This window comes from Burkholderia sp. Bp9099, assembly GCF_003857805.1.
GTDB lineage: Bacteria > Pseudomonadota > Gammaproteobacteria > Burkholderiales > Burkholderiaceae > Burkholderia.
Genome location: NZ_QTPU01000020.1, coordinates 51694 through 77795 on the forward strand (window position 1 = coordinate 51694; position 26102 = coordinate 77795).

A 26102-nucleotide genomic window follows, 5' to 3' on the forward strand; every position below is an offset into this window, starting at 1 on the left:
CGCTCCGGGTCAGGACGACACCAGCGGCACCGTCACCGACGTTCCTGCCGGGTCGAGCGCGAGCCCCGTGCCCGGTGCCGGTCGCAGCGTCGCCTCGTTGTCGCTCGACAGCACGACGAGGCCGAGCCTGTGACCCGCTTCGAGCGTGTAGTCGCGCGGCATGAACGTCAGCTTCAGGTCATACGGCATGCCCGGCAGCACCGGCGCCGAGATCCAGTCCGACACGCGGTTGCGCGGATCGGTCCATGCCCGCGAGACGATCGTCGCCGTGCCGTCCGGCGCGCGGTCGACCAGCAGCGCCGTCACGTTCGCGACGCCGGTGAAGGTCAGCCGCACGCGGGCGGTCGCGGAGCCGGACAGGCGCGTCGCGGTCGTGAACGGAGTCGTCTCGAAGCGGCTGCGATGCTCGCCGGTCGGCGCGTTCGCCAGCGTGAGCGCGGGAATCGACGCATCGTCGGTGAAGCGCGCGAGCGGGCCGCCGCTCGGCAGCCGCGACAGCGTGCCGGTGCCCGTGCCGTCGCCGCCCGCGAAATACGCGACCGGCGTGGCGCGCCGCGCGGCCCAGTCGGTTTCCTTCAGCAGCGTGCCGTCGGCCTGCGCGACCACCGCGCGCGGATCGCGTTCGACGCCGTTGTCGACGCCGATCAGGTAGCGCGTGAACCAGCGGTTCACCTCGGCGGTCCACGCATCGGCCATCGCCGGCACGCGGGTCGGGTCGGTGTGCTTCAGGCGATGCAGCCACAGCTGCGTCGGCACGCCCTGGCGCCGCATCGCGAGATACCACGATGTCGACTGGTCGACGCGCACGTTGTCGTCGGTCAACCCTTGCGCGACGAGTGCAGGCGCGACGGCGTGCTCGGTCGGGATGTCGCGCGCGGCCCAGAACGGCGCATAGTCGCCCGTCTTGCGGTCTTCCTGCTGCAGCGCTTCGTCGATCAGATGCGTGCAGCGCTCCGGATGCGCATTCGTCAGCAGCGCCTTGATGTAGACGTCGACGTCCTCACCCTGATAGCCCTCCGGCGCGCGCACGAGGCCGCCCGAGCGATAGTAGCCGTACATGTTCGACAACCCGGCGATCGGCACGATCGCATCGAGCCCGCGCGTGCGCAGGCTCGCGACCATCTTCGGCAGCGTGCCGTCGTACGACACGCCGTACATGCCGACGTGGCCCGTCGACCAGCTCGCGACGACTGCCTTGCCGCTCGCATCCTTCGCGGTCGCATCGCGGCCGAGCCAGCGGATCACCGACGCCATCGCGACGGATTCGTCGCGCGTGAGGATCGTCGGGCAGCCGTCGGAGCCGGCGGTGCCGAGCGAGTCCGCATAGACGATCGTGAAGCCGCGCGGAATGAAGTAGCCCTCGATCCATGAACGGCCGGCGGCGGCCGCTTCGAGCTGCTGCAGCATCCGCACTTGCGGCGCGGCGGCCATGATCCGCGTGGACGCGCCGCCGGGGGCGACGGCCGTCGCAACGGGATGCGGCGAGCCGTCGAGCTCGACGTCGACATCGTGGTTCGGGCTGTCGGCAAGCCCCGCGTAGTACGGGCTCGCGAGCACGATGACCGGCGTGCGCGCGCCGCTGGCGGTTTCGGACGGACGCACGATGCGCACGTGAATGCGGTCGCGCGTGCCGTCGCCGTCGGAGTCGACCGGCGTGTCGATCCACGCGTTTTCCTCGATCGTGCCGCCGGACAGCGACGGCTGTACCTGGCCGTTGCTGATCACCGGTTTGTAGCGTCCGCCGCTCGCCGGGTTCGCGTACGGGACGCCGGACGGCGACACGCGCGCTGCGAGCGATTGAGCGCCGGCCGCCGATGCAGCGGCCTCGTCCTGTTGATTTTGCGCGAGCGCGGAGACGCCTGCCACGCTGCCGCCGTCGTCACCGCCGCACGCGGCGAGCGTCGCGGCCGCAACGAGCGCGGGTAGCCATGCGCTGCGCGATCCTCTGATATGAAATTGCATTGCCGACCTCGTTCTTTTGATTGTGTGGATACGACCGTTCCGCGATACGCCCCCTGCGGGCCGGGCCGATTACTGCATGCGACGAAGAGGAAACTGCACCATCGGGACAACGCCGGGCGCGATCCCGGCCGGAAAGCGGCGGCAGTGCATTGCAGTCATGCAGGACTACGAATCAAATGCGCGCATGCCACGCGTCCTTCCAGATGAAACGGAACGACATCATTCGATGAGACGGGGATGTTGCGAGCTGCGGTGCTGCGCTGCGAAAAAACACGACGCGACGCGCGTGCGGCGACGGAATGAAACGGATCGGCGGTTTCGGCCGCGCCGCGCATCGTGATGGCTTGCCGGTTCGCGTTTGCTTTCCGGAAGCTTGCGCAAAAGTTATCTCAGCGAAAACGGCGTGTCAAACTTTTTTAACCTCAGGTAAAAAAGTTTCGATGCACATGCCGATGCGGCGCGCATAGTGCGATGACCTCGCGCATGTGCGGCGACGCGCTTGCCGTTGCTTCGCGTCCTGTCGCCCCAAGCAAAACGGGCGGTGACGAATCGCATTCGCCACCGCCCGCATCGCCGGATGCTCCCGGTCTTCCTTCCATTGATCAACGCCCGCGCGCGCCGTCACCCGTCATCCGCCTTCGCCTGCAGATCCTTCAACCCTTGAATCACGACCAGCAGTGCGCGCCCGTGCTCGTCGGAGCCGTCCCACGCGTCGACGATCGCGTCGCGCAGCAGGTCGTTGTAGCGGCGGCGCGCCTGTCCGGTATCGACGCCGTAGAAACTGCATAGCTTGTTGAATGGCGCGCTGCGCCGCAGCCGATGCCCGTTCGACAGCCGCAGCCGCGACACGGTCGGCTGGCTGACCCCGGAAAGTCGCGCGATTTCGCTGGACGAGCGCGTGTCTGCCATCAGACGGCGTAACAGGTCTTGTACAGGAAAATCGTGATCCGGGGCTTCCATGCGATGCATTATACCTATACAGTTACGGTTGTTGAATGGGCTTGCTGTCACCAGCGAGGCTGTATCCCGAGAAAGTTGATGACACTGAAACACCTCCCTCCCACGTTCTGCTGGACGAAGATCGGTACCGAGTCCGGCGAGGAACTGCCGACCGTCGTGCTCCGCAAGGAATGGGAGCGCCGGCTCGGAGGCGGGCGTTTTCTGTGGGGCATCAACCAGCCACTCGGCAGCAGCGCCCAAGTCGCCGCGCATCGCACCGGCTCGCTGCTCGCGCTGTTCTCGCCGGTTGCGTCGCGTCCGCGGCCCGGCGAGCGCAAGCGCGAGGACGCGCTGCTGTGGAACGCCTGGGTCGACGCCAGCGGCCAGGTGCGGCCGCTGCCGCCGCACACGTTCATTGCAAGCCGCGCGACGCTGCCGTCGGGCCGGCGTCGCGAACAGCACTACGCGCTCGTCTGCGCATCGTCCACCGCGCTGACGGTCGGCACGCAACTGCGCGTGTGCCCCGATCACCTGCGCAGCGTGAGCACGGGCAAGCCGCTCGGCGTCGCGCAGGGCGCGGCCGTGGTCGACTGCATCGGGCGCGCGAGGGAACAAACCGGCAAGAGCTATCCGCTCGCGCTGTCGGTCGAACTCGAGGCACCGTATTTCGTGCGGCTCGCACAGCCGTGCGTGCTGAAGGCGCGCGATCTCGCCGAAGTGAACAAGGCGACGCGCGCCGGCGATTTCGACCGCTTCGTCGAACTGGTCGCGCGCTTGCGCGGCCGTTCGCCGACGGATGCCGTGCGCGGCGTCACGCGCGACCTGTTCGACGTGCCGCCGATCGAAACGGCGGCTGCCTACGTCGCGCCCACGCATGGCGCGCGGCTGCGCAGCCGGCCCGCGGCCGAGCATCCGGGCGAGCTCACCGGCGATCTGTTCGATCTGTCGCCCGGCGAAGCGGCCGCGTTCGGCGGTCTCGCGCATCCGCGCATCGGGCGCGCATGACGTTCGCGCCGCCGGTGCGCGGCGCGTGACGCGTGACGCCAGGCAGGGCAGATGAATGCGCGTGCAACGACGCGCATGCGCGTGGCCGCCATCTCGGCGCGCGCAAGAATTTGTTGCAATCTCGCCGTAGCGGATCGGCGGGTGCGGAGCGACAATCGCCACGAAGCGTGCCGCGCGGTGGCCGTGCATCGACAGGCTGCTTGCCGTCGTTCACGCCGCCGACATGCGCACCACGCACACTGGGCGTCGGCTTGCTTCACACAGCAACCCTGAGGGAGAAGTGTCGATGTCGACCCACACCTGTTCGCGGGAAGCCCGGGCCGCGCAACGCTTCGTCGAGGCGACGCGCAACGTCGACCAGGCGTTTCGCGCCGTGCGCGGCGAAAGCGACGACGACATCTCGTCGGCCGACTATGCACTTGCGATGTCGCGCCTCGATCGCGCGCTCGACGAACTGGCGCGCGCGCAGGAATTCTTCGATCGCGTGGTGGGCGCCGACGCCGCGCGCGGCAACTGAACAACTGAACTGAATTCGCGGCCTCTGCTTTTGCTTCGGCCGCGGTTGTCTGCCGTTTTTCGTTCTGATCGTTTCGCCGCGTCATGCGACGTTCGTCGGCGTGCCGACGTACCAGCATGCCGGACGACAACGTCCGGCATGTCAGTCGCTCATCCTCCGCCAACCGGCCATTACGCCCGTCGCATCGTGCAGTCGGGCGGCGCGCACCCGGTTTCAGCAGACGAACATCAAACCTTCCGCCCTTCGACCGGATAACCGGGATCCGTGTACCCGTGTGTCGACGCATGTCCGGGCGGCACCAGCGAATCGACGAAGCGTTCGTCGTCGGGGCCGAGTTCGAGCGTCAACGCATCGATGTAGCTGTCCCAGTGCGCTTCGGTGCGCGGCCCGGCGATCGTCGAGCTGACGATCCGGTTCTTCATCACCCAGGCGAGCGCGAACGCGACCGACGTCGTGCCGCGCGCGGCCGCGTGCTCGGCCACCTGCCGCGCGATGTGCAGCGACTCGAGCCGCCATTCCGTCTGCTGGATGCGCCGGTCGCCACGGCCCGCGCGCGAATCGGCGGGCGGCTGCGCGCCGGGCGTGTATTTGCCGGTCAGCACGCCGCGCGCGAGCGGGCTGTACGGCACGACGCCGATGCCGTAATGCGCGGCCGCCGGCAACTGTTCGACCTCGGCCGTGCGATCGACGAGGTTGTACAACGGTTCGCTCGCCACCGGGCGATCGATGCCGAGCTGGTCGGCGAGGCGCACGATCTCGGCGATGCGCCAGCCCTTGAAGTTCGACAGCCCGACGTAGCGCACCTTGCCTTGCCGGATCAGGTCTGCCACCGCGCGCATCCCTTCTTCGAGCGGCGCATCGGTCAGCGCGCGGTGGAAATAGAGGATGTCGATGTAATCGGTGCCGAGCCGCTTCAGGCTCGCGTCGACCGATTCGTAGATCCATTTGCGCGACTGGCCCTGACGGTTCGGCCCCGCGTCCGGACCGGCCGGAAAGCCGAACTTCGTCGCGACGACCCAGCTGTCGCGATGCCGCGCGATCGCACGGCCGACGATTTGTTCCGAGCGTCCGGCGTGATAGACGTCGGCCGTGTCGATGAAGTTGATGCCCTGGTCGAACGCCTTGTCGATGATGCGCGTCGACGTCGCTTCGTCGGTCTCGCCGCCGAACATCATCGCGCCGAGACACAGCGGCGACACTTCCAGCGCGCTGCGCCCGAGATAGCGGTAATCCATGGTGAAGCTCCATGCGGGCGAGCGCCCGCGTCGATTGAAGTCGGTTGAATGAGCGTGCGGTCCGGATGTGGCGCTCACACGCCTGCTTCGTCGAACACGCGCTTCGCGATCGGTAGCGCCGAACTGGCGGTCGGCCAGCCCGAATAGAACGCGAGATGCGTGATCGCCTCGATCAGCTCGTCGCGCGTGATGCCGTTGTCGAGCGCCTTCTTCAGATGGAACGGCAGTTCGTTCACGCGATACAGCGCGACGAGGCTCGCGACCGTGATCAGGCTGCGATCGCGCGGCGACAGGCCGGGGCGCTGCCACACGTCGCCGAACAGCACGTTGTCGGTGTAGTCGGCGAGAGCCGGCGCGATTGCGCCGAAGGCCTGGCGCGCGGCGGAAGTCGGTTCGGACATCGAGGGCTCCGAAGGACGTGGAAGACATCGACGATGGTAGCCACCGACGCGCCTATCGATAATCCCCAGGAATGCGCATGCACTTATCGAACCGGTTCATGAATGGCCGGGATGGCGCAGCGCGTCGATGATCAGCGCGAAAGCCCGCGACGACTGCCGCCGGCTCGCGTAGTACAGGTGGTGGCCGGGAAAGGTGGGACACCAGTCGTCGAGCACGCTGACGAGCCTGCCGGAACCGACGTGCGGCGCGGCGAGTTCGGCAGGCACGTACGCAAGGCCGTAGCCTGCGAGCGCCGCGTCGAGCATTTCATAGGTGCCGTTGAACGTGACCTGGCCGTCGACGCGCACCTGCAGCGTGTCGTCGCCGCGCGCGAGTTCCCACGCGTACAGCGCGCCGTGCGTCGGCAGTCGCAGGTTGATGCAGTCGTGCGCGACGAGATCCTGCGGCGTCGCGGGGTGCTCGCGTTGCGCGAAATACGCGGGCGCGCCGACGATCGCCATTTTCAGGTCGGGCGAGATGCGCACCGCGATCATGTCCTTCGCGACCTGGTCTCCCAGCCGCACGCCGATGTCGAAGCGTTCCGCGACGATGTCGGACAGCCCGTAGTCGGTTACGAACTCGACCTTGAGGTCGCGGTAGTCGCGCAGGATCGGCGACAGCTTCGGCCACAGCAGCGTGCGGATCACGTAGTCGGTCGCGTTGATGCGCACGGTGCCGGCCGGTTTGTCGCGCAGTTCCGCGAGCGCCGACAGTTCGGCCTCGATTTCGTCGAAGCGCGGCGCGAGGTTGAGCAGCAGGCGCTCGCCGGCTTCTGTCGGCGCCACGCTGCGCGTCGTGCGCGTGAGCAGCCGCACACCGAGACGCGTCTCGAGCGAGCGGATCGTGTGGCTGAGTGCGGATTGCGACACGCCGAGCCGGGCGGCCGCGCGCGTGAAGCTGCGCTCGCGCGCGACGGCGATGAAGGCGAGCAGGTCCGCAAAGTTGTCGCGCGGCATGGAGGAAGTCGGGTGGTCGATGCCTGCGCATCCTACCATCGGGTCCGTCGCGCGCTGCGACGACCCACGGGCGCGGCAGCGCGATGCGCGTCAGGCTGCCCGCGTCACGCCGGCCGGATGGCGCGCGACACGGGTGGGCGGATCCTACGCGTAGCCGCCGTGCTGGAACGACGTCGCGAAGAACTGCATCTGGTAGCGGATCGCGTGCGCCCAGTAGTCCCACGTGTGACCGCCCGGACGCTCCGCATAGTCGTGCGGCACGCCGAGTGCGACGAGTCGTTGATGCAGCGTGCGGTTCGAGCTGACGAACGAGTCGTCGCGGCCGCAGTCGATCGTCAGGTCGAGATGCGCACGGACGAACGCGCGCGCGCTTTCGACGATCGCGTTGCGGTTCCAGAACGACGGATGGCGGACGGGATCGCCGAACACGTGGTCGATGCCGGGCTCGTCCTCGCAGCAGCGCGGATCGACCGCGCCGCTGATGCTGCCGACCGCGCCGAACGTGTCGGGCCGGTCGAGCGCGATGCGCAGCGCGCCGAAGCCGCCCATGCTGAGCCCGGTGATCGCACGTGCGCCCTTGGTCGCGATGGTTCTGAAGTGCATGTCGACATACGACACGACTTCGTCGCCGACGAAGGTTTCGTAGCGGCTGCCCGAGTCGAACGGGCTGTCGATGTACCAGCTTTCGTGTCCGCCGTCGGGCATCACCAGGATCACGTGATGGCGATCGGCCAGCGCGGCGATCCGCGTGTTCGCGGTCCAGTCGGTGTGGTCGCCGCCGGAGCCGTGCAGCAGGTAGACGACCGGAAAGCGCTCGACGGCGCGTTCAGGCCCGTGGCGCAGGCGCGCATAGTCGTCCGGCAGCACGACGGTCGCCTTCAGCGTCTCGTTCATCGCCGCGCTCGGGATCGCGACGACCCGCGTCTGAAAGGCGAGGGCCGGGCCCGCGACGGCGAGCAGCAGCAGTAGCCAGAACGTGCGTATCAGGTTCATGGAGCCTCGCATGTGTCGTTTCCGTTCGGCAGTCGGGCATCGGGAAAACCCTGTTTGGCGACTCTAGCAACCGTGCCTTTCAGCCAAATTTCGGCGAATCCTACGAGTTGTCAGGTGGCCGGCGCGCAGTCCGGCGGCCGCGCGCGTCAGCCGAGGCAGCGCGCCAGCGCCTCCCGGAACGCGGCGGGCCGCTCGGCCGGTATCAGGTGCCCGCAGCCGGCGATCGTCTCGAAGCCGGCGCAGCGCGCGAGCGCCCAGTCCGGCACGTGCCAGCCCGCGCGCGAGCGGTCGCCGGCGACGAGCCACACCGGATGGCGCTCGAAAACTTCGGCCAGCAGCTGCAGATAGCCGGGTTCGCCCGTCGTCGCGACCACCGAGCGTCCCATCGCGCGCAGCGTCGACGCCGGCTGATGCGCGAGCCAGCGGCGCGCGTCGTCGAGCTGGCGCGGCGACGGTTCGTCGATCGCGCCGCGCAGCCAGCCGGATGGATCGCTGCGCAGGCCGTCGAGCATCGCGTCGGCTTGCGCGGGCGACATGCGGCCAACCGACGCCGACCAGAATGCGTCGTCGAGCGTGAAGTTGCCTTCGACGTTGACGATCCGGCGCACGCGCGCCGGGTGGGCATGGGCGAACAGCATCGCGATCGCGCCGCCGACCGAGTGACCGACGAGATCGACCGGCTGCGCGCCGTAGTGCGTGTCGACAGCCTGCCGCAGATGCTCGACCTGCGCGGCGAGCGTGATCGCGTCGAACGGCGTGTCGCGATGGACGCCGTAGCCGAGCAGGTCGGGGGCGAGATGCGGGCCGGGCCATGCGGGCACGTCGAACGTGCCGATGAAACCGTGGACGAAGACGACGGGCGGGGCGGGCTGGCTCATTGGGCGGTCGACGACGGAAGGGGCGGCAATTCGAGTTCGGCGAGCAGTTCGTCGAGTTCGAGCACGTGGGTGCGATCGTGGTCGAGCAGCTCGCGCACGAGTTCGTCGAGCGACATCCGGCGGATGCCGTCGCGCAGCCCGCAGCGCGCCAGTTCCGACGGTTGCAGCGCGGCGGCCGTCGCGCACAGCGCGGCGCGCCCGGCGTGGAACGTGGCAAGCGCGTCGTCGAGCGGCTGCGCCAGGTAGTCGCGCTGCGCGGCGAGTGCCGTCCCGTCGACGGAGGCGATCACCGGCAATTCGTGCGCGCGCACGACTTCGATGCGTTCGGCGAACACCGCGTCGAGGTCGCGCAGGTGGCATGCGTGCTCGACGAGCGAGAAGCCCGTGCCGGCCGGGCGGCGCGTGATGAGCATGACGGGAAAGTGCGCGGCATACGCGGCGATCCGCTCAGGCATCGCGGCCAGCCCGGCGACGACGTCGGCGAACGGCAGCACCCGCGGAAATGCGCTGAATACCGCGCCGTAGCTGAACAGCGCGCCGCCGATCCGGCCGCGCGCCTGCACGACGTCATGCCCGTGGCGGCGCATCACGTCGGCGACCATCGCGCCGCAGAACTGCCGGGCCGTCGTATCGGCTTCGATTTCGGGGAATTTGTGCGCGATTTCGTGCTGGATCGCGCCGATCGCGGCGACGCCGACACGCGACAGCGCCGCGAATTCGACATAGCGCTCAGGCCGCGCGATCAGCGCTTCGAGTTGCGTGCCGAGCGGCGTCGCGCGAAAACGGTCGAAACGGGAATGCATGATGGAAAGCGTTTGTCGGTCCAGTAACGTGTCAAAACGATACGTTACTGGACCGACAGCGTCAACCGGCGCGCTTCGGGCAACGCGCTGCATTACTCCTTGCCGGTGCCCCGGGCTGCCTGTTCGATCAGCTTCGCGACTTCAGCGGGGTGCGAGATGTAGGCGACATGGCTCGACTTGAGTTCGATCGTCTTGCTGCCGGCGCGTTGCGTCATGAAGCGTTCGAGCTCGGGGTTGATCGCGCGGTCCGCGGTGGCGACCACCGCCCAGCTCGGCTTCGTCCGCCATGCGGCGTGCGTGATCGGCACGCCGAACGACTGCGCGGCCGGCGTGACTTGCGAGATCGCCATGAATTTCGCTTGGGCGGCCGGCACGTCGGCCGCGAAGTCGGCATGGAACGACGCTTCGTCGAAATACAGATGGCCGTCTTCGGTGGCCTTGATCGCCTTTGTCGCGGGCGGCGTCTTCCTGGTCAGTTCGAGCGGGCTTTCGCCGGTGTCGGGCTGGAATGCTGCGACGTAGACGAGACCCGTGACCTTGTCGTCGTTGCCGGCTTCGGTGATCACCGCGCCGCCGTAGCTATGGCCGACGAGGATGCTCGGGCCGTCCTGCGCGTCGACGACGCGCCGGGTTGCCTTCACGTCGTCGTCGAACGACGTTTCCGGCTGCTGCACGACGGAAACCTTGTAGCCGTCACGTGTCAGGATGTTCGAGACGGCTTGCCAGCCAGAGCCGTCGGCGAAGTAGCCATGAACCAGCACGACGTTCTTGACGGGGGCCGCGACGGCCGCATGCGAGCCGAGTGCGGCGGCGGTCAGGGCGAGTGCCGCGGCGATCTGGCGGACTTGGGAAAAGCGCTTCATTTTCATTCTCCAGAAGGAAGACAGGGTAGGAACCGTCGGATATCGACAGGCGTCTTGTTCCGTCGATGAAGTCATCCTACTAGTAGGTAGGATGATGTGCAAGAAGAAATCACGGCTGGAAAAGAGTATCTCAGGGAGGTAAACTATCCGTGTTTTTCATCCGACTAGATGGTAGGCGATATGACGATATCGGGGGACAGTACGGCGGGCCGCATACTCGAAGCCGGGCGGCAACTGATCATGCGGCGCGGCTACAGCGGGTTCAGTTATGCCGACATCGCCGACGCGATCGACATCAGGAAGGCGAGCATTCACCACCACTTTCCGACGAAGGCGGATCTGGCGGTCGCCGTGCTGCAGCACTCGCAGGCGAAATTCGATGCCGACATGGCGTTGCTCGACGCGAGCGGTGCCGACGCGCTGGTGCAGATGCGCGCATACATCGGCTACTGGGAACGCTGCATCGCGGACGACAGCGCGCCGTTCTGCGTCGCCGGCATGCTCGGCGCGGAGTTGCCGGCGCTGCCCGACGAAGTCGCGCGGGCGGTGAAGGCGCATTTCGACGACCTTGCGGCGTGGCTGGTGCGCGTGCTCGACACCGGGGTGAAAGACGGCGTCGTGCAGCCGGGCGTGTCGGTGCAGACCGAGGCCGCGACGTTCGTGTCGCTGGTCTATGGCGCGATGCTTGCCGCGCGGGCGTACGGCAATGCCGGGATGTTCAGGGACGTGACCGCTGGGGCGGTCGAGCGGCTCGCGGTGCCGCGCAACCGCGCGTGAGCCGTGCCGCGCCGGCGGGTAGCGAAGGCGCCCGGCGGTCATGTGGAGTCGCCAGACGCCACACGGCTTACGTGCGCTTCCCGGCCTCGGCTTGCGCGCTCAGTGTCGCTTTCAGCGCCTGCAGTTCGGCCGTGAATGCCGGGCTGAAGTCCTCGGCTTCGAACAGCGGGCGGATTTCGATGTCGGAGTCGCCGCGCATCGGATTCGGGCAGCGCTTCACCCATTCGACCGCCTCTTCCATCGATTTCACCTGCCACAGCCAGAAGCCGGCGACGAGCTCCTTCGTTTCGGCGAACGGGCCGTCGATGACGGTGCGGTTCTTGCCGGCAAAGTGGACGCGCTTGCCGCGCATGCTCGGCTGCAAGCCGTCGGCGATCAGCAGGATGCCGGCCTTCGCCAGCTCCTCGTTGAAGCGGCCCATCGCAGCGAACATTTCAGGGTCGGGCATCCGGCCGGATTCGGAATCGGCGGTGGCCTTGACGATTACCAGGACGCGCATGGTCGTATCTCCTTGGGGTGGGTGGTCGAATGATCGTCCGCCGCAAGGCGAACGGGCTTACGACATCAGGACGGCCGGCAAGCAGGGAAATCGACAACGGAGGTGAAAAAAAAGCGCCGAAGGGCAGGCTGGAACGGCGGGTGGCGCGGTGCCGGGGCGCGATCGACCCGAGACTTTCCGGGCGGGCCGCCGCGCACGGCTGCGAGGCGGCCCGCCCGGCGGGCAGGTCAGTGCGATCCGTCAGTTCCCGGCCGGCGGCGCCTTCGGGCCGTCGCCGAGTTGCGCGCGCAGCCGCGCTTCCTGCTCCTGCAGCTCGGGCGTGAATTCCGCGCCGAAATCCTCGGGCGAGAACACCTGGCGGATCTCGATGTCCGATTCGATCGGCATCGGGTTCGGACAGCGCTTGACCCATTCGACGGCTTCTTCCATCGAGTCGACCTGCCACAGCCAGTAGCCGGCGATCAGTTCCTTGGTTTCGGCGAACGGGCCGTCGATGACGGTCCGGTCCTTGCCGGAGAAGTGCACGCGCTTGCCGCGCGAACTCGGGTGCAGCCCTTCGCCGGCCAGCATCACGCCGGCCTTCACGAGTTCCTCGTTGTACTGGCCCATCGCGGCCAGCAGTTCGGTATCGGGCATCGCGCCCGATTCGGAAATGGCCGTTGCCTTGACGATTACCATGACGCGCATCGTTGTGACTCCTTGAACGGGAAAGGGAAGATCCGCGACCGGCCGGCCGTGCGGACGGCAAATCGATCGGTTACGACACTACGACGCGCGACGATCGCGCGAATCGACATCGCGCGAAAAAAAATCTCGATGCCCGATGACGCGGCGAGTCGCGCAAGCCGGTTGATTCCGGTACGGGTCGATCGTGCCGCGGCGCGCTGGAGCCGCCGGTCAAAACTGGTATGCTGGTCTGCATTACGTTCATGCGGAGGGCGCCATGGCAACGAAGGAAGTCTCGAAGAAAAAGTACCTGAAGATTCTGAACAAACGCCTGCGGGCAGAGCCGGATGCGCCGGCCGGCGCGTCGTTCGTGTTCTTTCCGCTCGGCGCGAAGGCCAAGCATGCGACGGGCGTCGTGGCCGGCGAGCCGCGCAGCAAGCGCGAACTCGCGGTGATGGCCGCGGTCCAGAGCAAGGCGTCCGCCGAATTCGTCGTGACCGGCGCCTGACCGGCGACGGGCGACGGGCTGCCGGCTGCCGGCTGCCGCACGCGACAGCGCGTGCGCTATGCCGCGGCCGCGTCGCAATGCGCGATCACACCGGCGATCACGCGCGCAATGTCGTGCGTGATCGCCGGGCCGTGCATCGGCAGGATGATGTCGAGATCGAGCGCCTGGATGCGGCGCAGTGCGCTCGCCAGGTGCGCGAGCGACGGCAGGTAGTCCGAGCGCGTGATCGCGTCGAGGATCGCCGGCAGCGGGTCGTCGGTTTCCTCCCTGCCGAAGCGCATCAGGATGTCCGACGACAGCAGCGCCTTGTACGCCGGCAGGTACACGACGAGCGAATCCCACTGATGCACGTGTTTCGTGAAGACCGGCACGACGTCGATGCCCGACAGCGTCCTCGGTTCACCGTCCGTCAGCGGAACCGCATGTACGCCGAATACGTCGGCAAGCCCCCAGGTACACATCGGATGCCCGTACGCGACGAGCGCCGGGTTGGCCGCGAGGAAGTCGGGCAGCGCGCCCATTTCGTCGGCCTCGAAGTGCGGGACGATCACGCTGCTGACCATCGACGGCGCGATGCCGATGGTGTTGAGTGCCGCGCTCAGTTGCGTGAAATTGGAACGGGTGCCCGTTTCGACGCACAGCACGTCGCCGTGCGGCGATCGTACGAAGAACTGGCTGAAGCTCAGGTTCAGCGTTTCGACGTAGGACGTGGCGCGAAACAGGCCGTCGCGGACGACGTCGATTCGGGAGGCGCTCATCGGGGATCCTCGCGCAGGGAAGGGAGCCGGGCCGTCCGCGCGTCGCGGGTTGCGGCGCGGCAGACGGCAGCAGTCGATCTTCCGATCCAGTCTAGCAGCGCGGCTCCGAATCCGCGAACCGCGGCGCCCCCTTGGCCGAGCCGCGTCAGTTCTTCAGCTTGTAGCCGGTGCGGAACATCCACGCGACGACTGCAAGCAGGATCGCGAGGAACAGCGAGGTCGCCGCGAGGCTGATCCCCACGTGCACGTCGGCCAGCCCGTAGAACGACCAGCGGAAGCCGCTGATCAGATAGACGATCGGGTTGAACAGCGTGACGATGCGCCACGCGTGCGGCAGCATGTCGACCGAATAGAAGCTGCCGCCGAGGAACGTGAGCGGCGTGATGATCAGGAGCGGCACGAGCTGCAGCTTCTCGAAGCTGTCGGCCCAGATGCCGATCACGAAGCCGAACAGGCTGAAGGTGATCGACGTCAGCACGAGGAACAGCACCATCCAGAACGGATGCAGGATGTGCAGCGGCACGAACAGGCCGGCCGTCGCGAGGATGATCAGCCCGAGCAGCAGCGACTTCGATGCGGCCGCACCCACATAGGCGATCACGATCTCCCAGTACGACACGGGCGCGGACAGGATCTCGTAGATCGTGCCCGTGAAGCGCGGGAAGTAGATGCCGAACGACGCGTTCGAGATGCTCTGCGACAGCAGCGACAGCATCACGAGGCCCGGCACGATGAACGACCCGTAGCCGATGCCGTTCACGTCGCTGATGCGCGAGCCGATCGCCGAGCCGAACACGACGAAGTACAGCGACGTCGAGATCACCGGCGCGATGATGCTCTGCATCAGCGTGCGGCGCGTGCGGGCCATTTCGGCGCGGTAGATCGCGCGGATGCCGTGGAAATTCCAGTTCGCCATGTGCGTTAGGCCCCTTGTGCGCCGTTGCGGCGGTTGTCGATCAGGCTGACGAAAATGTCCTCGAGCGAGCTCTGCGTCGTATGCAGGTCGCGAAAACCGATGCCGGCCGAGCCGAGCGCGTTGATCAGCGTCGCGATGCTCGCGTCGTCGCGCTGCGAGTCGTAGGTGTAGACGAGCGCGTTGCCGTCGTCCGCGCGTTCGAGCCCGAACGCGGCGAGATCGGCCGGCACGGTCGCGAGCGGATGCTCGAGCTGCACGGTCAGCTGCTTCTTGCCGAGCTTGCGCATCAGCTCGCGCTTCTCTTCGACGAGCACGAGCTCGCCGCCGAGGATGATGCCGATCCGGTCGGCCATTTCCTCGGCTTCCTCGATGTAGTGCGTGGTCAGCAGGATCGTCACGCCGCTTTCGCGCAGCGAGTCGACCAGCTTCCACATGTCGCGGCGCAACTCGACGTCGACGCCGGCCGTCGGCTCGTCGAGGAACAGGATGCGCGGCTCGTGCGACAGCGCCTTCGCGATCATCACGCGGCGCTTCATGCCGCCCGACAGCGTCATCAGCTTGTTGTCGCGCTTGTCCCACAGCGACAGCGCCTTCAGCGTCTTTTCGATGTACGCGGGATCGGGCGCCTTGCCGAACAGGCCGCGGCTGAACGATACCGTCGCCCAGACGGTTTCGAACGCGTCGGTGGTCAGCTCCTGCGGCACGAGGCCGATCATTTCGCGGGCGGCGCGGTACTGGTCGCGGATGTCGTGACCGCCGACCGTCACGCGGCCTTCGGTCGGCGTGACGATGCCGCAGATCGAGCCGATCAGCGTGGTCTTGCCCGCGCCGTTCGGGCCCAGCAGCGCGAAGATCTCGCCGGGGCGGATGTCGAGGGTCACGTGCTTCAGCGCCTGGAAGCCGGACGCGTATGTCTTGGAGAGGTCGGAGACGGAAAGGATCGGTTGCATGCTCACGGATGGCACGGCCGGTCGGTCCGACGCTGCGCGCCGCGCGTGCCCGGAGCCGCCGCGGCGAAGCGGGGGCGGGGGCGGCATGGCGAACGGGCGTCATGTCGAACGGCGTTGTGGTGCGGGATCGCAGGACCGCCATATTAGCAATCGGAAGATGGAAATGCATTTCAACGGCAAGGACATGGGATGCCGGTGCGGGATTTGCGTGAAATGCGCGCGTTTGATTCAATAAAGCGATGCTTTATTGGAATCGAGTGAACAATGCGCGCGGTTTTCGGGCAATCGGATGACGCTCGCGTGAGCGCTTGGCGGCCGGCACGACTGTGCTGCCCGGTCGACGCCGCGCCGTACCGGGACGGCGTGCGCCGCGCTCGCGATAATGCGTTCCTCTCACGTTCCAGGAGCGGTGCGCATGTCTTTGATCGATTTCAAGTCCGTCGCGGCGGCCCAGGCCGTCGCATGGCAATCCACGATCGTCGGCGAAGTCGGCCCGGCCCGGATCAAGGTGCTGCGCATGGACGCGCAGCCGTACGAAGCCGAAGTGCACGATTACAACGAGGGGCTGCTGGTGCTCGACGGCAGGCTGATGCTCGAGGTCGACGCGCAGACGGTCGTGGTCGAGGCCGGACAGATGTATCTCGCGGTCGCCGGCACGCGTCACGCGGTGCTGCCGGGCAGCCACGGCACACTTGCGATCATCGACGTGTGAGCGTGCGCCCTCGTGCGTGAGGCCCGCCTGAGGCCCGCACGCCGGGCCTCGCGTGGGTCGGGCGCCCTCGTTCGAACGCGCGTTGTACGGCCCCGGTATTTGTCTGAGCAAATAAAATGAAGGCCGTTTGAAAAATTGTCAAACGCCCTGCTCGCACTAGGCGCGCGCGCTTCGGCGCGTTTGGAACTCTGCATCCATTTACTTGTGCGTATCGTCCGATCATAGTCTCGACCAACGACGCATCACGATAACGAATCAAGCGTACGTATGGAGACCACACCATGAGACGCCTTTCCGAGGGGCCGGCCGGACGGCCGTTTTGCTGCATTTCGCCGGATGCGGGCGCGACGCGAGTCGCGTGCCTGCGTCATCACATCGCGTTGCCGCTGTAGCGACGCACCACTTCCCGTTTCGATTGCTCCGACGGTGCCGTGCCGCATGACGGCGCCGCCGGAGAGCGCTTGCCTGCCGCGGCGGTCCTGATCACGTTTGCCCGACCGGCAACGCGGCGCGCATTGCGCGCATCGTCATGCGCCGCGCGCCGTCGCGGCGGCGCGATACCAACCGGCGGGCCACGCAGCCCGTCCGGACGAGACTTGTCGTACCTCAAAAGGAGGGGTTGATGCTTTGCATTCCTGAATGGCGGAAGGCGATCCTGTCGTGCGCCGTGCTGGCGCTGCCGTTCGTCGCCGGTTGCGGCGGCGGCGACGATCCGGGCCCGATCAACGTGCCGCAGTGCTCGGGCAGCGCATGCGGGCCGAGCGGCGCCGAGACCACACCGCCCGTCGTGAAGAAGCTGTGTCCGGATTCGCTCGACTACACGACGACCTACACGGGCGGCGCCGGCAGCGGCGAATACGTGAAGGTGAAGTTCGACACGACGAAGCTGACGTATCAGATGCAGTTCATCGAGTCGTCGGTGCCGACGTCGGCGGGGCAGGTCAACGACACGCGTGCGGGCCTGACGATCAGCGGCGCGTTTCACCATCCGGCCAATCTGCCGACCGCCGAGCAGAACCGCTGCGCGTTCGTGCTCGACAGCGGCGCGACGAGCGACGGCGCGTATGCGGTGACGATCAATCGCGCGGACCCGCCGATGCTGTTCGTCGGCAACGGGGTGGTCGGCGGCGGGATTCCGGGCGCGACGATCGCGTTCGCCGGTCTCGAGCCGTTCCCGGGCGTCGTGCTCGGCACCGTGCCGTCGCGCACCTTCGATTTCTATCCGTTCATCGGCTTCACCGACACCGAAACCGACTTCTCGAAGGTCGCCGGCAACTACAACGAACTCGGCATCCACCTGTCGCCGGTCGGGGGCAGCGCGCAGAGCAGCACGGGCGCCGTCGGCTGGCAACCCGATGTCGTCAACTGGAACCAGACGTTCAATGCCGACGGCTCGTGCACCATCACGGCGGGCAGCGACTACTCGTGCCAGACCACCGGGACGCCGTGGGCGTTGCGCAAGAATACGGACGGTTCGTCCGACAACGTGTTCGTGAGCCACCCGGTGGCGAAGGCGGGCGGAAACCTCATCTATCCGTTCGCGGGGCAGGGCTCGGCAATCGTCATCGTCGCGCCGAGTCAGGCGAAGGGCATCATGATCGTCGGCAAGCTGAACGGCGTGCTGGTGCCGATCGTGATTCGCGTGGGCTACACGCATATCGACGCGAGCAACCTGCTGGCGTCGGTGGCCGATGCCGAGGTGGGGATCTCGATGCTGTCGCGGACCACGGCCGTCGGCGCGAATTCGCTGAAAGGCGGGTTCATCGGCGCAACGAGCGCGTCCGCGTGCGGCGTCGTGGCACCCAGCACCGCGACGTTCGCGATCGCGACGTCGGGGCCGAGCTTCAACAACAACGTCCCGCATCCGGATCTGCCCGGCACCTTCGACGGCACTTTCTTCCTGGCGCAGGCCGGCAGCTGCAACGACGGCACCGCCGTGTCGACGATGGCCGCGAACTATACGTCGACGCTGTTCCAGGGCGCCACCGCGGCGTTCATCGATCCGCAGACGTCGTCGGTCACGTCGCAGTTCGCGCTCGACTACACGCAGGCGACGCCCGGCAAGATCAAGGTCACGGCCTCGCAGGACTTCGACGCGAAGGGGGCGAACGGCAACGTGGCGATCTTCGGCAAGGGTGACACGGGCTGGCTCGTGACGGCCGGCAACGTGTACGCGATGGTCGTCAACAACAGCAAGGTCAATCCGTTCTTCACGGTCGGCGCGTTCGTCCAGTAACCGTGGACTGAACCCGGAACACCGGCGGTGCACGCGTCGCCGCCGGCGAATCGAAATTCGAGAGGATTCCTATGAATGTGAAGCATTGGATGGCCGCGGTGTCGCTCGCGCCCGTGCTGGCCGCCTGCGGCGGTGATGGCGACCCGCCGCCCGCACCGGTGGTCCGGCTGTGCCCGCAGGCCATCGACTACGGCACGGTGTTCGTCGGCGGCTCCGGCTCGGGCGAACTCGTGAAGGTGCAGCTCGACACGACGAAGATGACGTACCGGATGACCTACCTCGCATCGCCGGTGCCGACCGCCACCGGCACCGTGCAACCGACGCGCGACACCGCGCCGGCCAACGTCGTCGACGGCACGCTGGCCGACGAAACGGGCCTGCCGACCGTGAAGCTGAACCAGTGCACGTTCCGGATGCAGAACGCGAGCCTCGACCCGAGCCGTCCGGCGCGCCTGTTCCTCGGCGAAGGTGTGCTCGGCGGCGCGATTCCCGGCGCGACGATCCAGTTCGACGGCGTGATCGGTGTCGGCAGGATTCCGAAGACGACGTTCCCGTACTACCCGTTCATCAGCTTCTCGTCGCTCGAAACCGATCTGTCGAAGATCGCCGGCACGTACAACCAGCTCGGCTACCACCAGGTGCCGTCGCAGAACTTCCAGCCGGTGGCGCTCGACCAACAGGTGACGATCCACGCGGACGGCAGCTATGTCGAGACCGACAACTTCGGCAAGAAGAACGGCGGTCAGCCGCTCGCGTCGAGCGCGACCGTGAACCAGCCATTCACGCTGCGCGCGGACGCCCCGGCGTTCCAGTCGCTGAACTACCAGCCGCAGATTGCGCCGACGCTCGCCGCGCTCGATCCGGCGAAGGCCGGCAAGGGGATCCTGATCGTCGGCAAGCTGCGCAACCAGCTCGTGCCGGTTTTCATCCGCACGGGCGCCGCGAACGCGGACCTGACGCAGGGCCCGCCGAGCGCCGACGACGAGTCGGGCATCTCGTTCCTGAGCCCGCAGGCGGCGATCGCGCAGGGCTCGCAGAACGGCGAGTACACGGGCGTCGACAGCGCGTTCAACTATCGCGCGACCGCGCTCGTCGGTGCGCAGGCGACGCTGCTCGATCCGTTCAACGCATCGCAGGCCGCGCTCACGCGCGCGCTGAACCTCGATTACACGCAGAAGGTGCCGGGCGTCGTGACGACCGTGCACGCGGACGCGGCGTCGGGGCCGGCGACCGGCAAGTTCGTGTTCACCGGCGGCGTGTTCGGGTTCCTCGACATGGCCGATACGCGCAATCCGTACTTCACGGTCGGTGCGTTCGTGCAGTAACCGCGCATGGATGGAGACACGGCGGTGCCGCGCGCAACGGCGCGGTGCCCGGACGAAACGAGGGGAGACTTGATGAAGAAGCTGATTGTCGCGGGTGTCGTCGCAGGCGTGTCGACGCTCGCATCGGCCCAGCAGGCGGGCGACAACGTCGCGACGCTGGGCTGGTTGCACATCATGCCGCAGGATTCGACCAACGGGCTGACGACGAATCTCGCGAGCATGCCGATCAACGGGCCGCTGCGGCTGCCCGGTTCGTTCACGTCGCCGGGCACGAGCCTGACGGTCAACAACGCCGATACGGTCGGCCTCACGCTCACGCACTTCTTCACCGACCACATCGCGGTGACGTCGGTGCTCGGCGTGCCGCCCGAGTTCACGCTGACCGGGCACGGCGTGATCAGGCCGCCCGGTCCGGCCGGTTCGCTCGGCAACGTCGACATGGACAAGCCGGCGAACCAGCCGGCCGTGAAGAACGCACGGCAATGGAGCCCGACGATCATTCTGCAGTACTACTTCAATGCACCGACCGCGAAGTTCCGTCCGTTCGTCGGGATCGGCGTGGCCTACAGCTGGTTCAGCAACATCGAACTGAACGGCAACTTCGCGAAGGACATCAACGAGAACCTCGGCAGCGTGCTCGCGGCCGGCGCCGGCAAGCCGGGGCCGACGTCGGTGGAGGGCAAGGCGTCGTCGTCGTTCACGCCGGTCTACAACGTCGGCGCGAGCTATGCGATCGACAAGCACTGGGGGCTCACGGCGACGCTGACCTACATGCCGCTGAAGACCTACTCGTCGCTCGTGATCAAGGCCGCCGACGGTTCGACGCTCGCGACCACGCGCACGCGGCTGAAGGCGGACCCGCTGATCACGTTCGTCGGTGTTTCCTACAGGTTCTGAGCCGTCCGGCGTGCATCGCGCACGCCGGCGGCTTCCTGCGACCGCGCGGCCGGGCGAATCCGGCCGGCGTGTCGCGTTCCTGGCGGCGTGCCGCCAATTGTGAAGAGAGAGGGGGCAGTTCAAATGAGCATTCGCAAACTCGTATCGCTTGTTGCTGCAGTGGCATTCACCGTGGTTTCGGCCGCGCCTGCTTTCGCCGTGACCGTTTCGCGTGTCGACGGGCACGCGATGAACCCGAACGGGGAACCGTTCTCCGCGACGGGCCTCACGGTCCTGGCCAAGGGGGCGATCAACGCGAGCTGCAACGCGACGTTCAACGGCACGATCAGCTCGACGGGCATCGTCAACATCACGTCGACGACGTTCGCGGGCGGCGCGACGTGCGGCCTGATCAGCGGCAGCGCGACCAGCGCGGCGCCGTGGACGGGGCAGGCCGACAGCACGACGCAACTGACGATCAACAACGCGAAGGTGACCGTGACGCTGCTCGGTACCTGCGGGCCGAGCAAGATCGTGACGACGTGGAGCGATCCGAACTCGTCGCTGACGTTCAACAACGCAGTGCTGACGCCGGACTGCACGGTCAGCGGCACGGTTGCCACGTCGCCGAAGTTCCACGTGCAGTAAGCGGCACCTGATCGAGGCCGGACGCCCGCCATGGACGAGGGCCGTGCAGGGATGCGCGGCGGGCGTTCCGGTTTCGCGATGCATCCGCGTCGTCGCGCGTAGCGGCGCGACGGCCGGCGGGCCGCCTGCCTCGCGATCCGAGGCGGGCGGCCGTGCAGGGGGCCGGTGCGGCGCACCGTGCCGCCTGCTTCGACCGACACAAGACAACCATTCCGGACCCCCCATGCTTACCGACCCAGCGAAGTATGGCGATGCCCGCGGTGCGACGCTCGACCGGCTGCGCACGGCCGCGTGGCTGCAGTATCTGATCGAACACCTGGACGAAGCGGTTTGCGTGGCGACGGCCGACGCCGACGCTGGCGCAACGGCCGTCCTGCCGGCGCGCGCAGCCCGCGGGCGAGCCGGCGCGAACCTGTCGCGCGAAGCGATCGCCGTCCTGCACGAACTCGCGCCGTGGATTGCAACGGACGGCGGCGGTTGCGCGTGCGACGCGAGCGATCCGCTCGGTGCCTGCCTGCACATTCCCGACACGGCACAGCTCGCGCATGCCGAGCGACGCTGCCGCGGATCGCGCGCGGTATTCGATTCGGCGCACGGCTTCGTCGATGCATGGGCTTTCGACGATCCCGACGACGGCTGGGCCGCGCTCGAGCGGATTGCCGGCGGTGTCGAACGCGGCGGTGACGATGGCGGCGAGCACGAAGTACGGGAACCATCCGCGAACGGCGAAGCACCCGCCGCGAAGAACCTGAGAGAGCGACGCGCGGCCGTCGCGGCGGCTTGCGTGGCGCCGTCGGCGCAGCCCGGGGCGATCATCGACGCGATCGTGCTGCGCGTCTGCGGGCCGCGCGACGATGCCGCGCGCGTCGACGAGATGGCCGCGCTCGCGATGTTCTGCGCGGAGCTTGCCGCCGGCAACGGGGTGTCCTTCGCTGCGTACGGCGGTCGGCACAACCTCGTTGCGCGCGCGATTCGCGAACGGCGCACCGATCTCGCGTCGATGGACGGTCTGCTCGCGGCGGTGTCCGTATGCCGGCTCGACCGGCTCGTCGGCGCGGACAGCTTCTGGGCGTATTACCTGCTGGCGGGCATCGTGATCGCGGCGCCGGGCATCGTGCGCGAATTCGCGTGCCGCTTTCACGGCGACGAGTGGCAGACGTGGCTCGATGAAGCGCTCGCGTGGCCGGCGGTCGGCCGCTTCGGACCAACGGAGAATGTCGCGTTCGATCGCTTGCGCGGCGCGATGAGCCTGACGTCGCGCTCGAATCCGATCGTGCGCGCGAAACGCGTGCAGCCGAGGGCGGCTGCGACCACGCGGTTCAATACGGGCGGCGAGCGCGCCCGATGAAACGAAAAACGGCTCGCGGTGAAAACACCGCGAGCCGTGCAGGTTGCTGCTGCGCCCCGGGGAGGGCGCTTGCGCGGTTACGCCGTTTCAGGCTGCCGCACCGCCTTCGCGACATTGCGCGCCATCGCGCCGTTCGCGACGAAGTAAGGCACGTCGACACGCGCGAGCGGCTTGCGTCCGCGGATCTTGTCGGCGATCTTCTCCGCGATCATGATCGTCGGTGCGTTCAGGTTGCCGGTCGTGATGATCGGCATGATCGACGCGTCGACCACGCGCAGCCCGTCGAGCCCGTGCACGCGGCCTTCCTCGTCGACCACGGCCATGTCGTCGTAACCCATCTTGCACGAGCACGACGGATGGAACGCGGTTTCAGCGCGGGCCCGCACGAATGCGTCGAGTTCCTTGTCGGTCTTGCAATCGGCGCCCGGGTTCAGCTCGCGGCCGCGATAGCGGTCGAGCGCGGGCTGCCGCATGATCTCGCGCGTCGCGCGGATCGCATCGCGGAACTCGCGCCAGTCGAGCGCTTCGGCCATGTAGTTGAACAGGATGCTCGGATGATCGTTCGGGTCGCGCGAGCGCAGCTTCACGCGGCCGCGGCTCGGCGAACGCATCGAACCGACGTGCGCCTGGAAACCGTGCATCTCGATCGCGTTCGAGCCGTTGTAGTTGATCGCGACGGGCAGGAAGTGATACTGGATGTTCGGCCACAGGTCGTCGTCGCGCGTGCGGATGAAGCCGCCCGCCTCGAAGTGGTTGGTCGCGCCGAGGCCGGTGCCGTTCAGCATCCATTCGAGGCCGATCTTCGGCTGGTTCCACCACTTGAGCGCCGGATACAGCGACACCGGCTCCTTGCACTCGTACTGGATGTACATCTCCAGGTGATCCTGCAGGTTCTGGCCGACGCCGGGCAGGTCGAGCACGACGGGGATGTCGAGTTCCTTCAGCCACGCGCCGGGGCCGACGCCCGAGCGCTGCAGCAGTTGCGGCGATGCGATCGCGCCGCTGCACACGAGCACTTCGCGGCGCGCATGCGCGGTCGCGCGCTCGCTGCCGCGCAGGTACGTGACGCCCGATGCGCGCTTGCCGTCGAACAGGATGCGGTCGGCGAGCGCGTGCGTGACGATCTCGAGGTTCGGCCGCGCGCGCGCCTGGTCGAGGTAGCCGCGCGCGGTGCTCGCGCGACGGCCTTTCGGCGTGACGGTGCGGTCCATCGGGCCGAACCCTTCCTGCTGATAACCGTTCAGGTCGTCGGTGCGCGGATAACCGGCCTGCACGCCCGCATCGACCATCGCCTCGAACAGCGGATTCACGCCCGGCTTGCTGGTCGTGACCGACACGGGGCCGTCGCCGCCGTGGTAATCGTTCGGGCCGACGTCGCGCGTCTCGGCCTTCTTGAAGTACGGCAGGCAGTCGAGATACGTCCAGTTCTCGAGCCCCTTGTGCGTCGACCAGTTGTCGTAGTCGAGCGCGTTGCCGCGGATGTAGCACATCCCGTTGATCAGCGACGAGCCGCCGAGCCCCTTGCCGCGGCCGCATTCCATCCGGCGGTTGTCCATGTGCGGCTCGGGGTCGGTCTCGTAGGCCCAGTTGTAGCGACGGCCCTGCAGCGGATAGGCGAGCGCCGCCGGCATCTGCGTACGGAAGTCGAAGCGGTAGTCGGGGCCGCCCGCTTCGAGCAGCAGCACCGTGACATTCGGATCTTCCGTCAGGCGCGTCGCGAGCACGTTGCCCGCGGAACCGGCGCCGCAGATGATGTAGTCGTATTCGCGTGTCGTCATGACGGGGAATCTCCTCTCGTTCTCAAAACACCGGGTTGTAACGGCCGAGCTCGACCTGTACCGACTTGATTCGAGTGTAGTGTTCGAGCGTCGTGATGCCGTTCTCGCGTCCGACACCGGATTGCTTGTATCCGCCAACCGGCATCTCGGCCGGCGATTCGCCCCACGTGTTGATCCAGCAGATGCCGGCTTCGAGGCGGTGGATCGTGCGGTGCGCGCGCGACAGGTTCTCGGTCACAACGCCGGCCGCGAGGCCGTAGTGCGTGTCGTTCGCGCGGGCGATCACTTCGTCTTCCGATGCGAATTCGAGGATGCTCATCACCGGCCCGAAAATCTCCTCGCGCACGATCTTCATGTCGTCGCGGCAGTCGCCGAACACGGTCGGCGCGACGTACTGGCCGTTGCCGAAGTGGCCGTCGGTCAGGCGCGTGCCGCCCGCAAGCAGCTTCGCGCCTTCGGCCTTGCCGCTCTCGATGAAGCCGAGCACCTTGTCGAGCTGCGCGGCCGACACGAGCGGGCCGAAGTTGGTGTCGGCATCGGTCGGCTTGCCGACGCGGATGCGCTTCACGCGTTCGAGCACCTTCTGCGTGAACGCGTCCTTCACCGAGCCGTGCACGAACACGCGCGTGCCGTTGGTGCAGACCTGGCCCGAGCTGAAGAAGTTGGCGGTGACCGCGATGTCGGCCGCGCGGTCGAGGTCGGCATCCTCGAACACGATCAGCGGCGACTTGCCGCCGAGCTCCATCGTCACTTCCTTCAGCGACGATGCGCCGGCCAGCGACATCACCTTCTTGCCGGTCTCGACGCCGCCGGTAAACGACACCTTCGCGATGTCCGGATGGCCGGTCAGCAGCGCGCCGACCGAACCGTCGCCCTGCACGACGTTGAACACGCCGGCCGGCACGCCGGCTTCCGTATAGATTTCCGCGAGCTTCAGCGCGGTGAGCGGCGTGACTTCGCTCGGCTTGAACACCATCGCGTTGCCGGCCGCGAGCGCGGGCGCGGTCTTCCAGCAGGCGATCTGGATCGGGTAGTTCCATGCGCCGATGCCTGCGCACACGCCGAGCGGCTCGCGGCGCGTATAGACGAACGACTCGGCGCGCAGCGGCACCTGCAGCCCTTCGATCGCGGTCGCGAGGCCCGCGTAGTACTCGATCACGTCCGCGCCGGTGACGATGTCGACCGCGAGCGTCTCGCCGATCGGCTTGCCGGTGTCGCGCGTCTCGATCGCCGCGAGTTCGTCGTTGCGTTCGCGCAGCAGGTCGACCGCGCGCCGGAGGATGCGCGAGCGCTGCATCGCGGTCATCGCGGCCCATTCGCGCTGGCCTTCCTGCGCCGATGCGACCGCGCGGTCGACGTCGGCCGCGCTCGCCTGCTGCACCTGCGCGAGCAGTTCGCCGGTGGCGGGATCGAAGGTGTCGAAAGTCTTGCCGCTGGTGGCGTCGACGTAACCGCCGCCGATGTAGAGGCGCTGCAAACCGTATACGGACATGAGGATCTCCTTGAGGGCGAG

General features: G+C 67.4%; 26 protein-coding genes. 10 read left to right on the top strand and 16 right to left on the bottom strand.

The features are described from left to right. Positions 1 to 9 precede the first annotated feature (9 nt). Both DIE17_RS23205 and DIE17_RS23210 read right to left on the bottom strand, forming a co-directional pair. A complete protein-coding gene (locus DIE17_RS23205; RefSeq protein ID WP_124921322.1) occupies positions 10 to 1962 on the bottom strand; it encodes a Xaa-Pro dipeptidyl-peptidase in 1953 nt (650 codons plus the stop codon). A 621-nt stretch (positions 1963 to 2583) separates the two neighbouring features. After that, on the bottom strand, positions 2584 to 2922 hold the full coding sequence (locus DIE17_RS23210) for a helix-turn-helix domain-containing protein (RefSeq protein ID WP_124921372.1): 339 nt from the start codon (positions 2920 to 2922) through the stop codon (positions 2584 to 2586). A 78-nt stretch (positions 2923 to 3000) separates the two neighbouring features. Between DIE17_RS23210 and DIE17_RS23215 the strand changes: the two genes are divergently transcribed. Then, on the top strand, positions 3001 to 3906 hold the full coding sequence (locus tag DIE17_RS23215; RefSeq protein ID WP_124921323.1) for a hypothetical protein: 906 nt from the start codon (positions 3001 to 3003) through the stop codon (positions 3904 to 3906). A 286-nt stretch (positions 3907 to 4192) separates the two neighbouring features. Further along, positions 4193 to 4423: a hypothetical protein gene (locus tag DIE17_RS23225; RefSeq protein ID WP_124485119.1), complete on the top strand. Its 231-nt coding sequence runs from the start codon at positions 4193 to 4195 to the stop codon at positions 4421 to 4423. Positions 4424 to 4650: 227 nt separating this feature from the next. Here DIE17_RS23225 and DIE17_RS23230 read toward each other — a convergent pair whose 3' ends face one another. From DIE17_RS23230 to DIE17_RS23260, 7 genes are all read right to left on the bottom strand, one after another. After that, on the bottom strand, positions 4651 to 5658 hold the full coding sequence (locus DIE17_RS23230) for an aldo/keto reductase (protein WP_124921324.1): 1008 nt from the start codon (positions 5656 to 5658) through the stop codon (positions 4651 to 4653). A gap of 74 nt (positions 5659 to 5732) precedes the next feature. Beyond that, positions 5733 to 6059 carry a carboxymuconolactone decarboxylase family protein gene (locus DIE17_RS23235; RefSeq protein WP_059466882.1) on the bottom strand — a complete coding sequence of 109 codons (327 nt, stop codon included), beginning with the start codon at positions 6057 to 6059 and terminating at the stop codon, positions 5733 to 5735. Positions 6060 to 6155: 96 nt separating this feature from the next. Continuing rightward, positions 6156 to 7055: a LysR family transcriptional regulator gene (locus DIE17_RS23240; RefSeq protein ID WP_124921325.1), complete on the bottom strand. Its 900-nt coding sequence runs from the start codon at positions 7053 to 7055 to the stop codon at positions 6156 to 6158. A 144-nt stretch (positions 7056 to 7199) separates the two neighbouring features. After that, a complete protein-coding gene (locus DIE17_RS23245) occupies positions 7200 to 8048 on the bottom strand; it encodes an alpha/beta hydrolase family protein (RefSeq protein WP_185500329.1) in 849 nt (282 codons plus the stop codon). Positions 8049 to 8194: 146 nt separating this feature from the next. Next, complete coding sequence (locus DIE17_RS23250) at positions 8195 to 8926, bottom strand: alpha/beta fold hydrolase (RefSeq protein ID WP_124921326.1); 732 nt, start codon at positions 8924 to 8926, stop codon at positions 8195 to 8197. Beyond that, positions 8923 to 9729: a DinB family protein gene (locus tag DIE17_RS23255; protein ID WP_124921327.1), complete on the bottom strand. Its 807-nt coding sequence runs from the start codon at positions 9727 to 9729 to the stop codon at positions 8923 to 8925. The genes DIE17_RS23250 and DIE17_RS23255 overlap by 4 nt, the downstream gene beginning before the upstream one ends. Before the next feature lie 92 nt (positions 9730 to 9821). Next, positions 9822 to 10592 carry an alpha/beta hydrolase gene (locus tag DIE17_RS23260; protein WP_124921328.1) on the bottom strand — a complete coding sequence of 257 codons (771 nt, stop codon included), beginning with the start codon at positions 10590 to 10592 and terminating at the stop codon, positions 9822 to 9824. A gap of 180 nt (positions 10593 to 10772) precedes the next feature. Here DIE17_RS23260 and DIE17_RS23265 point away from each other — a divergent pair, with 180 nt between their 5' ends. Continuing rightward, entirely contained in the window at positions 10773 to 11369 is a 597-nt protein-coding gene (locus tag DIE17_RS23265) for a TetR/AcrR family transcriptional regulator (RefSeq protein WP_124921329.1), read from the top strand. A gap of 67 nt (positions 11370 to 11436) precedes the next feature. On the opposite strand, the gene DIE17_RS23270 is transcribed toward DIE17_RS23265, so the two are convergent. Beyond that, positions 11437 to 11868, bottom strand: a complete 432-nt coding sequence (locus tag DIE17_RS23270) for a YciI family protein (RefSeq protein ID WP_044844390.1) — start codon at positions 11866 to 11868, stop codon at positions 11437 to 11439. Between the two features lie 240 nt (positions 11869 to 12108). Further along, a complete protein-coding gene (locus DIE17_RS23275) occupies positions 12109 to 12555 on the bottom strand; it encodes a YciI family protein (protein WP_124485127.1) in 447 nt (148 codons plus the stop codon). Positions 12556 to 12811: 256 nt separating this feature from the next. On the opposite strand from DIE17_RS23275, the gene DIE17_RS23280 reads away from it, so the two are divergent. Further along, entirely contained in the window at positions 12812 to 13042 is a 231-nt protein-coding gene (locus DIE17_RS23280) for a hypothetical protein (protein WP_044844388.1), read from the top strand. Positions 13043 to 13098: 56 nt separating this feature from the next. On the opposite strand, the gene DIE17_RS23285 is transcribed toward DIE17_RS23280, so the two are convergent. The 3 genes from DIE17_RS23285 to DIE17_RS23295 form a co-directional block, all read right to left on the bottom strand. Next, positions 13099 to 13800, bottom strand: coding sequence for an MBL fold metallo-hydrolase (locus tag DIE17_RS23285; RefSeq protein ID WP_124485128.1), 702 nt, complete (start codon positions 13798 to 13800; stop codon positions 13099 to 13101). A gap of 145 nt (positions 13801 to 13945) precedes the next feature. Continuing rightward, positions 13946 to 14716 (bottom strand): ABC transporter permease, encoded by a 771-nt coding sequence (locus DIE17_RS23290; protein ID WP_124921330.1) that lies wholly within the window; start codon positions 14714 to 14716, stop codon positions 13946 to 13948. A 5-nt stretch (positions 14717 to 14721) separates the two neighbouring features. Continuing rightward, on the bottom strand, positions 14722 to 15666 hold the full coding sequence (locus DIE17_RS23295; RefSeq protein WP_124485130.1) for an ABC transporter ATP-binding protein: 945 nt from the start codon (positions 15664 to 15666) through the stop codon (positions 14722 to 14724). Between the two features lie 415 nt (positions 15667 to 16081). Here DIE17_RS23295 and DIE17_RS23305 point away from each other — a divergent pair, with 415 nt between their 5' ends. From DIE17_RS23305 to DIE17_RS23330, 6 genes are all read left to right on the top strand, one after another. Further along, complete coding sequence (locus tag DIE17_RS23305; RefSeq protein WP_044844384.1) at positions 16082 to 16378, top strand: cupin domain-containing protein; 297 nt, start codon at positions 16082 to 16084, stop codon at positions 16376 to 16378. A 622-nt stretch (positions 16379 to 17000) separates the two neighbouring features. After that, a complete protein-coding gene (locus tag DIE17_RS23310; protein WP_124921331.1) occupies positions 17001 to 18614 on the top strand; it encodes a DUF2957 domain-containing protein in 1614 nt (537 codons plus the stop codon). 71 nt (positions 18615 to 18685) lie between these two features. Next, the gene (locus DIE17_RS23315; protein WP_124921332.1) at positions 18686 to 19939 is read left to right on the top strand and encodes a DUF2957 domain-containing protein; all 1254 of its coding nucleotides are present in this window, start codon (positions 18686 to 18688) and stop codon (positions 19937 to 19939) included. A 72-nt stretch (positions 19940 to 20011) separates the two neighbouring features. Further along, positions 20012 to 20836: an OmpW family protein gene (locus DIE17_RS23320; RefSeq protein WP_124485133.1), complete on the top strand. Its 825-nt coding sequence runs from the start codon at positions 20012 to 20014 to the stop codon at positions 20834 to 20836. Between the two features lie 123 nt (positions 20837 to 20959). Further along, positions 20960 to 21463 carry a hypothetical protein gene (locus tag DIE17_RS23325; protein ID WP_044844380.1) on the top strand — a complete coding sequence of 168 codons (504 nt, stop codon included), beginning with the start codon at positions 20960 to 20962 and terminating at the stop codon, positions 21461 to 21463. 223 nt (positions 21464 to 21686) lie between these two features. Further along, positions 21687 to 22811, top strand: coding sequence for a hypothetical protein (locus DIE17_RS23330; protein ID WP_124921333.1), 1125 nt, complete (start codon positions 21687 to 21689; stop codon positions 22809 to 22811). A 77-nt stretch (positions 22812 to 22888) separates the two neighbouring features. On the opposite strand, the gene betA is transcribed toward DIE17_RS23330, so the two are convergent. Both betA and betB read right to left on the bottom strand, forming a co-directional pair. Further along, entirely contained in the window at positions 22889 to 24589 is a 1701-nt protein-coding gene (gene betA, locus DIE17_RS23335; protein WP_044844378.1) for a choline dehydrogenase, read from the bottom strand. 22 nt (positions 24590 to 24611) lie between these two features. Then, positions 24612 to 26081: a betaine-aldehyde dehydrogenase gene (gene betB, locus DIE17_RS23340; RefSeq protein ID WP_044844377.1), complete on the bottom strand. Its 1470-nt coding sequence runs from the start codon at positions 26079 to 26081 to the stop codon at positions 24612 to 24614. Positions 26082 to 26102 lie beyond the last annotated feature (21 nt).

Bases quoted from the DNA above. Each gene is read 5' to 3' on its own strand.
- DIE17_RS23205 (WP_124921322.1), bottom strand. From the start codon at position 1,962: ATGCAATTTCATATCAGAGGATCGCGCAGCGCATGGCTACCCGCGCTC.
- DIE17_RS23210 (WP_124921372.1), bottom strand. From the start codon at position 2,922: ATGGAAGCCCCGGATCACGATTTTCCTGTACAAGACCTGTTACGCCGT.
- DIE17_RS23215 (WP_124921323.1), top strand. From the start codon at position 3,001: ATGACACTGAAACACCTCCCTCCCACGTTCTGCTGGACGAAGATCGGT.
- DIE17_RS23225 (WP_124485119.1), top strand. From the start codon at position 4,193: ATGTCGACCCACACCTGTTCGCGGGAAGCCCGGGCCGCGCAACGCTTC.
- DIE17_RS23230 (WP_124921324.1), bottom strand. From the start codon at position 5,658: ATGGATTACCGCTATCTCGGGCGCAGCGCGCTGGAAGTGTCGCCGCTG.
- DIE17_RS23235 (WP_059466882.1), bottom strand. From the start codon at position 6,059: ATGTCCGAACCGACTTCCGCCGCGCGCCAGGCCTTCGGCGCAATCGCG.
- DIE17_RS23240 (WP_124921325.1), bottom strand. From the start codon at position 7,055: ATGCCGCGCGACAACTTTGCGGACCTGCTCGCCTTCATCGCCGTCGCG.
- DIE17_RS23245 (WP_185500329.1), bottom strand. From the start codon at position 8,048: ATGAACCTGATACGCACGTTCTGGCTACTGCTGCTGCTCGCCGTCGCG.
- DIE17_RS23250 (WP_124921326.1), bottom strand. From the start codon at position 8,926: ATGAGCCAGCCCGCCCCGCCCGTCGTCTTCGTCCACGGTTTCATCGGC.
- DIE17_RS23255 (WP_124921327.1), bottom strand. From the start codon at position 9,729: ATGCATTCCCGTTTCGACCGTTTTCGCGCGACGCCGCTCGGCACGCAA.
- DIE17_RS23260 (WP_124921328.1), bottom strand. From the start codon at position 10,592: ATGAAGCGCTTTTCCCAAGTCCGCCAGATCGCCGCGGCACTCGCCCTG.
- DIE17_RS23265 (WP_124921329.1), top strand. From the start codon at position 10,773: ATGACGATATCGGGGGACAGTACGGCGGGCCGCATACTCGAAGCCGGG.
- DIE17_RS23270 (WP_044844390.1), bottom strand. From the start codon at position 11,868: ATGCGCGTCCTGGTAATCGTCAAGGCCACCGCCGATTCCGAATCCGGC.
- DIE17_RS23275 (WP_124485127.1), bottom strand. From the start codon at position 12,555: ATGCGCGTCATGGTAATCGTCAAGGCAACGGCCATTTCCGAATCGGGC.
- DIE17_RS23280 (WP_044844388.1), top strand. From the start codon at position 12,812: ATGGCAACGAAGGAAGTCTCGAAGAAAAAGTACCTGAAGATTCTGAAC.
- DIE17_RS23285 (WP_124485128.1), bottom strand. From the start codon at position 13,800: ATGAGCGCCTCCCGAATCGACGTCGTCCGCGACGGCCTGTTTCGCGCC.
- DIE17_RS23290 (WP_124921330.1), bottom strand. From the start codon at position 14,716: ATGGCGAACTGGAATTTCCACGGCATCCGCGCGATCTACCGCGCCGAA.
- DIE17_RS23295 (WP_124485130.1), bottom strand. From the start codon at position 15,666: ATGCAACCGATCCTTTCCGTCTCCGACCTCTCCAAGACATACGCGTCC.
- DIE17_RS23305 (WP_044844384.1), top strand. From the start codon at position 16,082: ATGTCTTTGATCGATTTCAAGTCCGTCGCGGCGGCCCAGGCCGTCGCA.
- DIE17_RS23310 (WP_124921331.1), top strand. From the start codon at position 17,001: ATGCTTTGCATTCCTGAATGGCGGAAGGCGATCCTGTCGTGCGCCGTG.
- DIE17_RS23315 (WP_124921332.1), top strand. From the start codon at position 18,686: ATGAATGTGAAGCATTGGATGGCCGCGGTGTCGCTCGCGCCCGTGCTG.
- DIE17_RS23320 (WP_124485133.1), top strand. From the start codon at position 20,012: ATGAAGAAGCTGATTGTCGCGGGTGTCGTCGCAGGCGTGTCGACGCTC.
- DIE17_RS23325 (WP_044844380.1), top strand. From the start codon at position 20,960: ATGAGCATTCGCAAACTCGTATCGCTTGTTGCTGCAGTGGCATTCACC.
- DIE17_RS23330 (WP_124921333.1), top strand. From the start codon at position 21,687: ATGCTTACCGACCCAGCGAAGTATGGCGATGCCCGCGGTGCGACGCTC.
- betA (WP_044844378.1), bottom strand. From the start codon at position 24,589: ATGACGACACGCGAATACGACTACATCATCTGCGGCGCCGGTTCCGCG.
- betB (WP_044844377.1), bottom strand. From the start codon at position 26,081: ATGTCCGTATACGGTTTGCAGCGCCTCTACATCGGCGGCGGTTACGTC.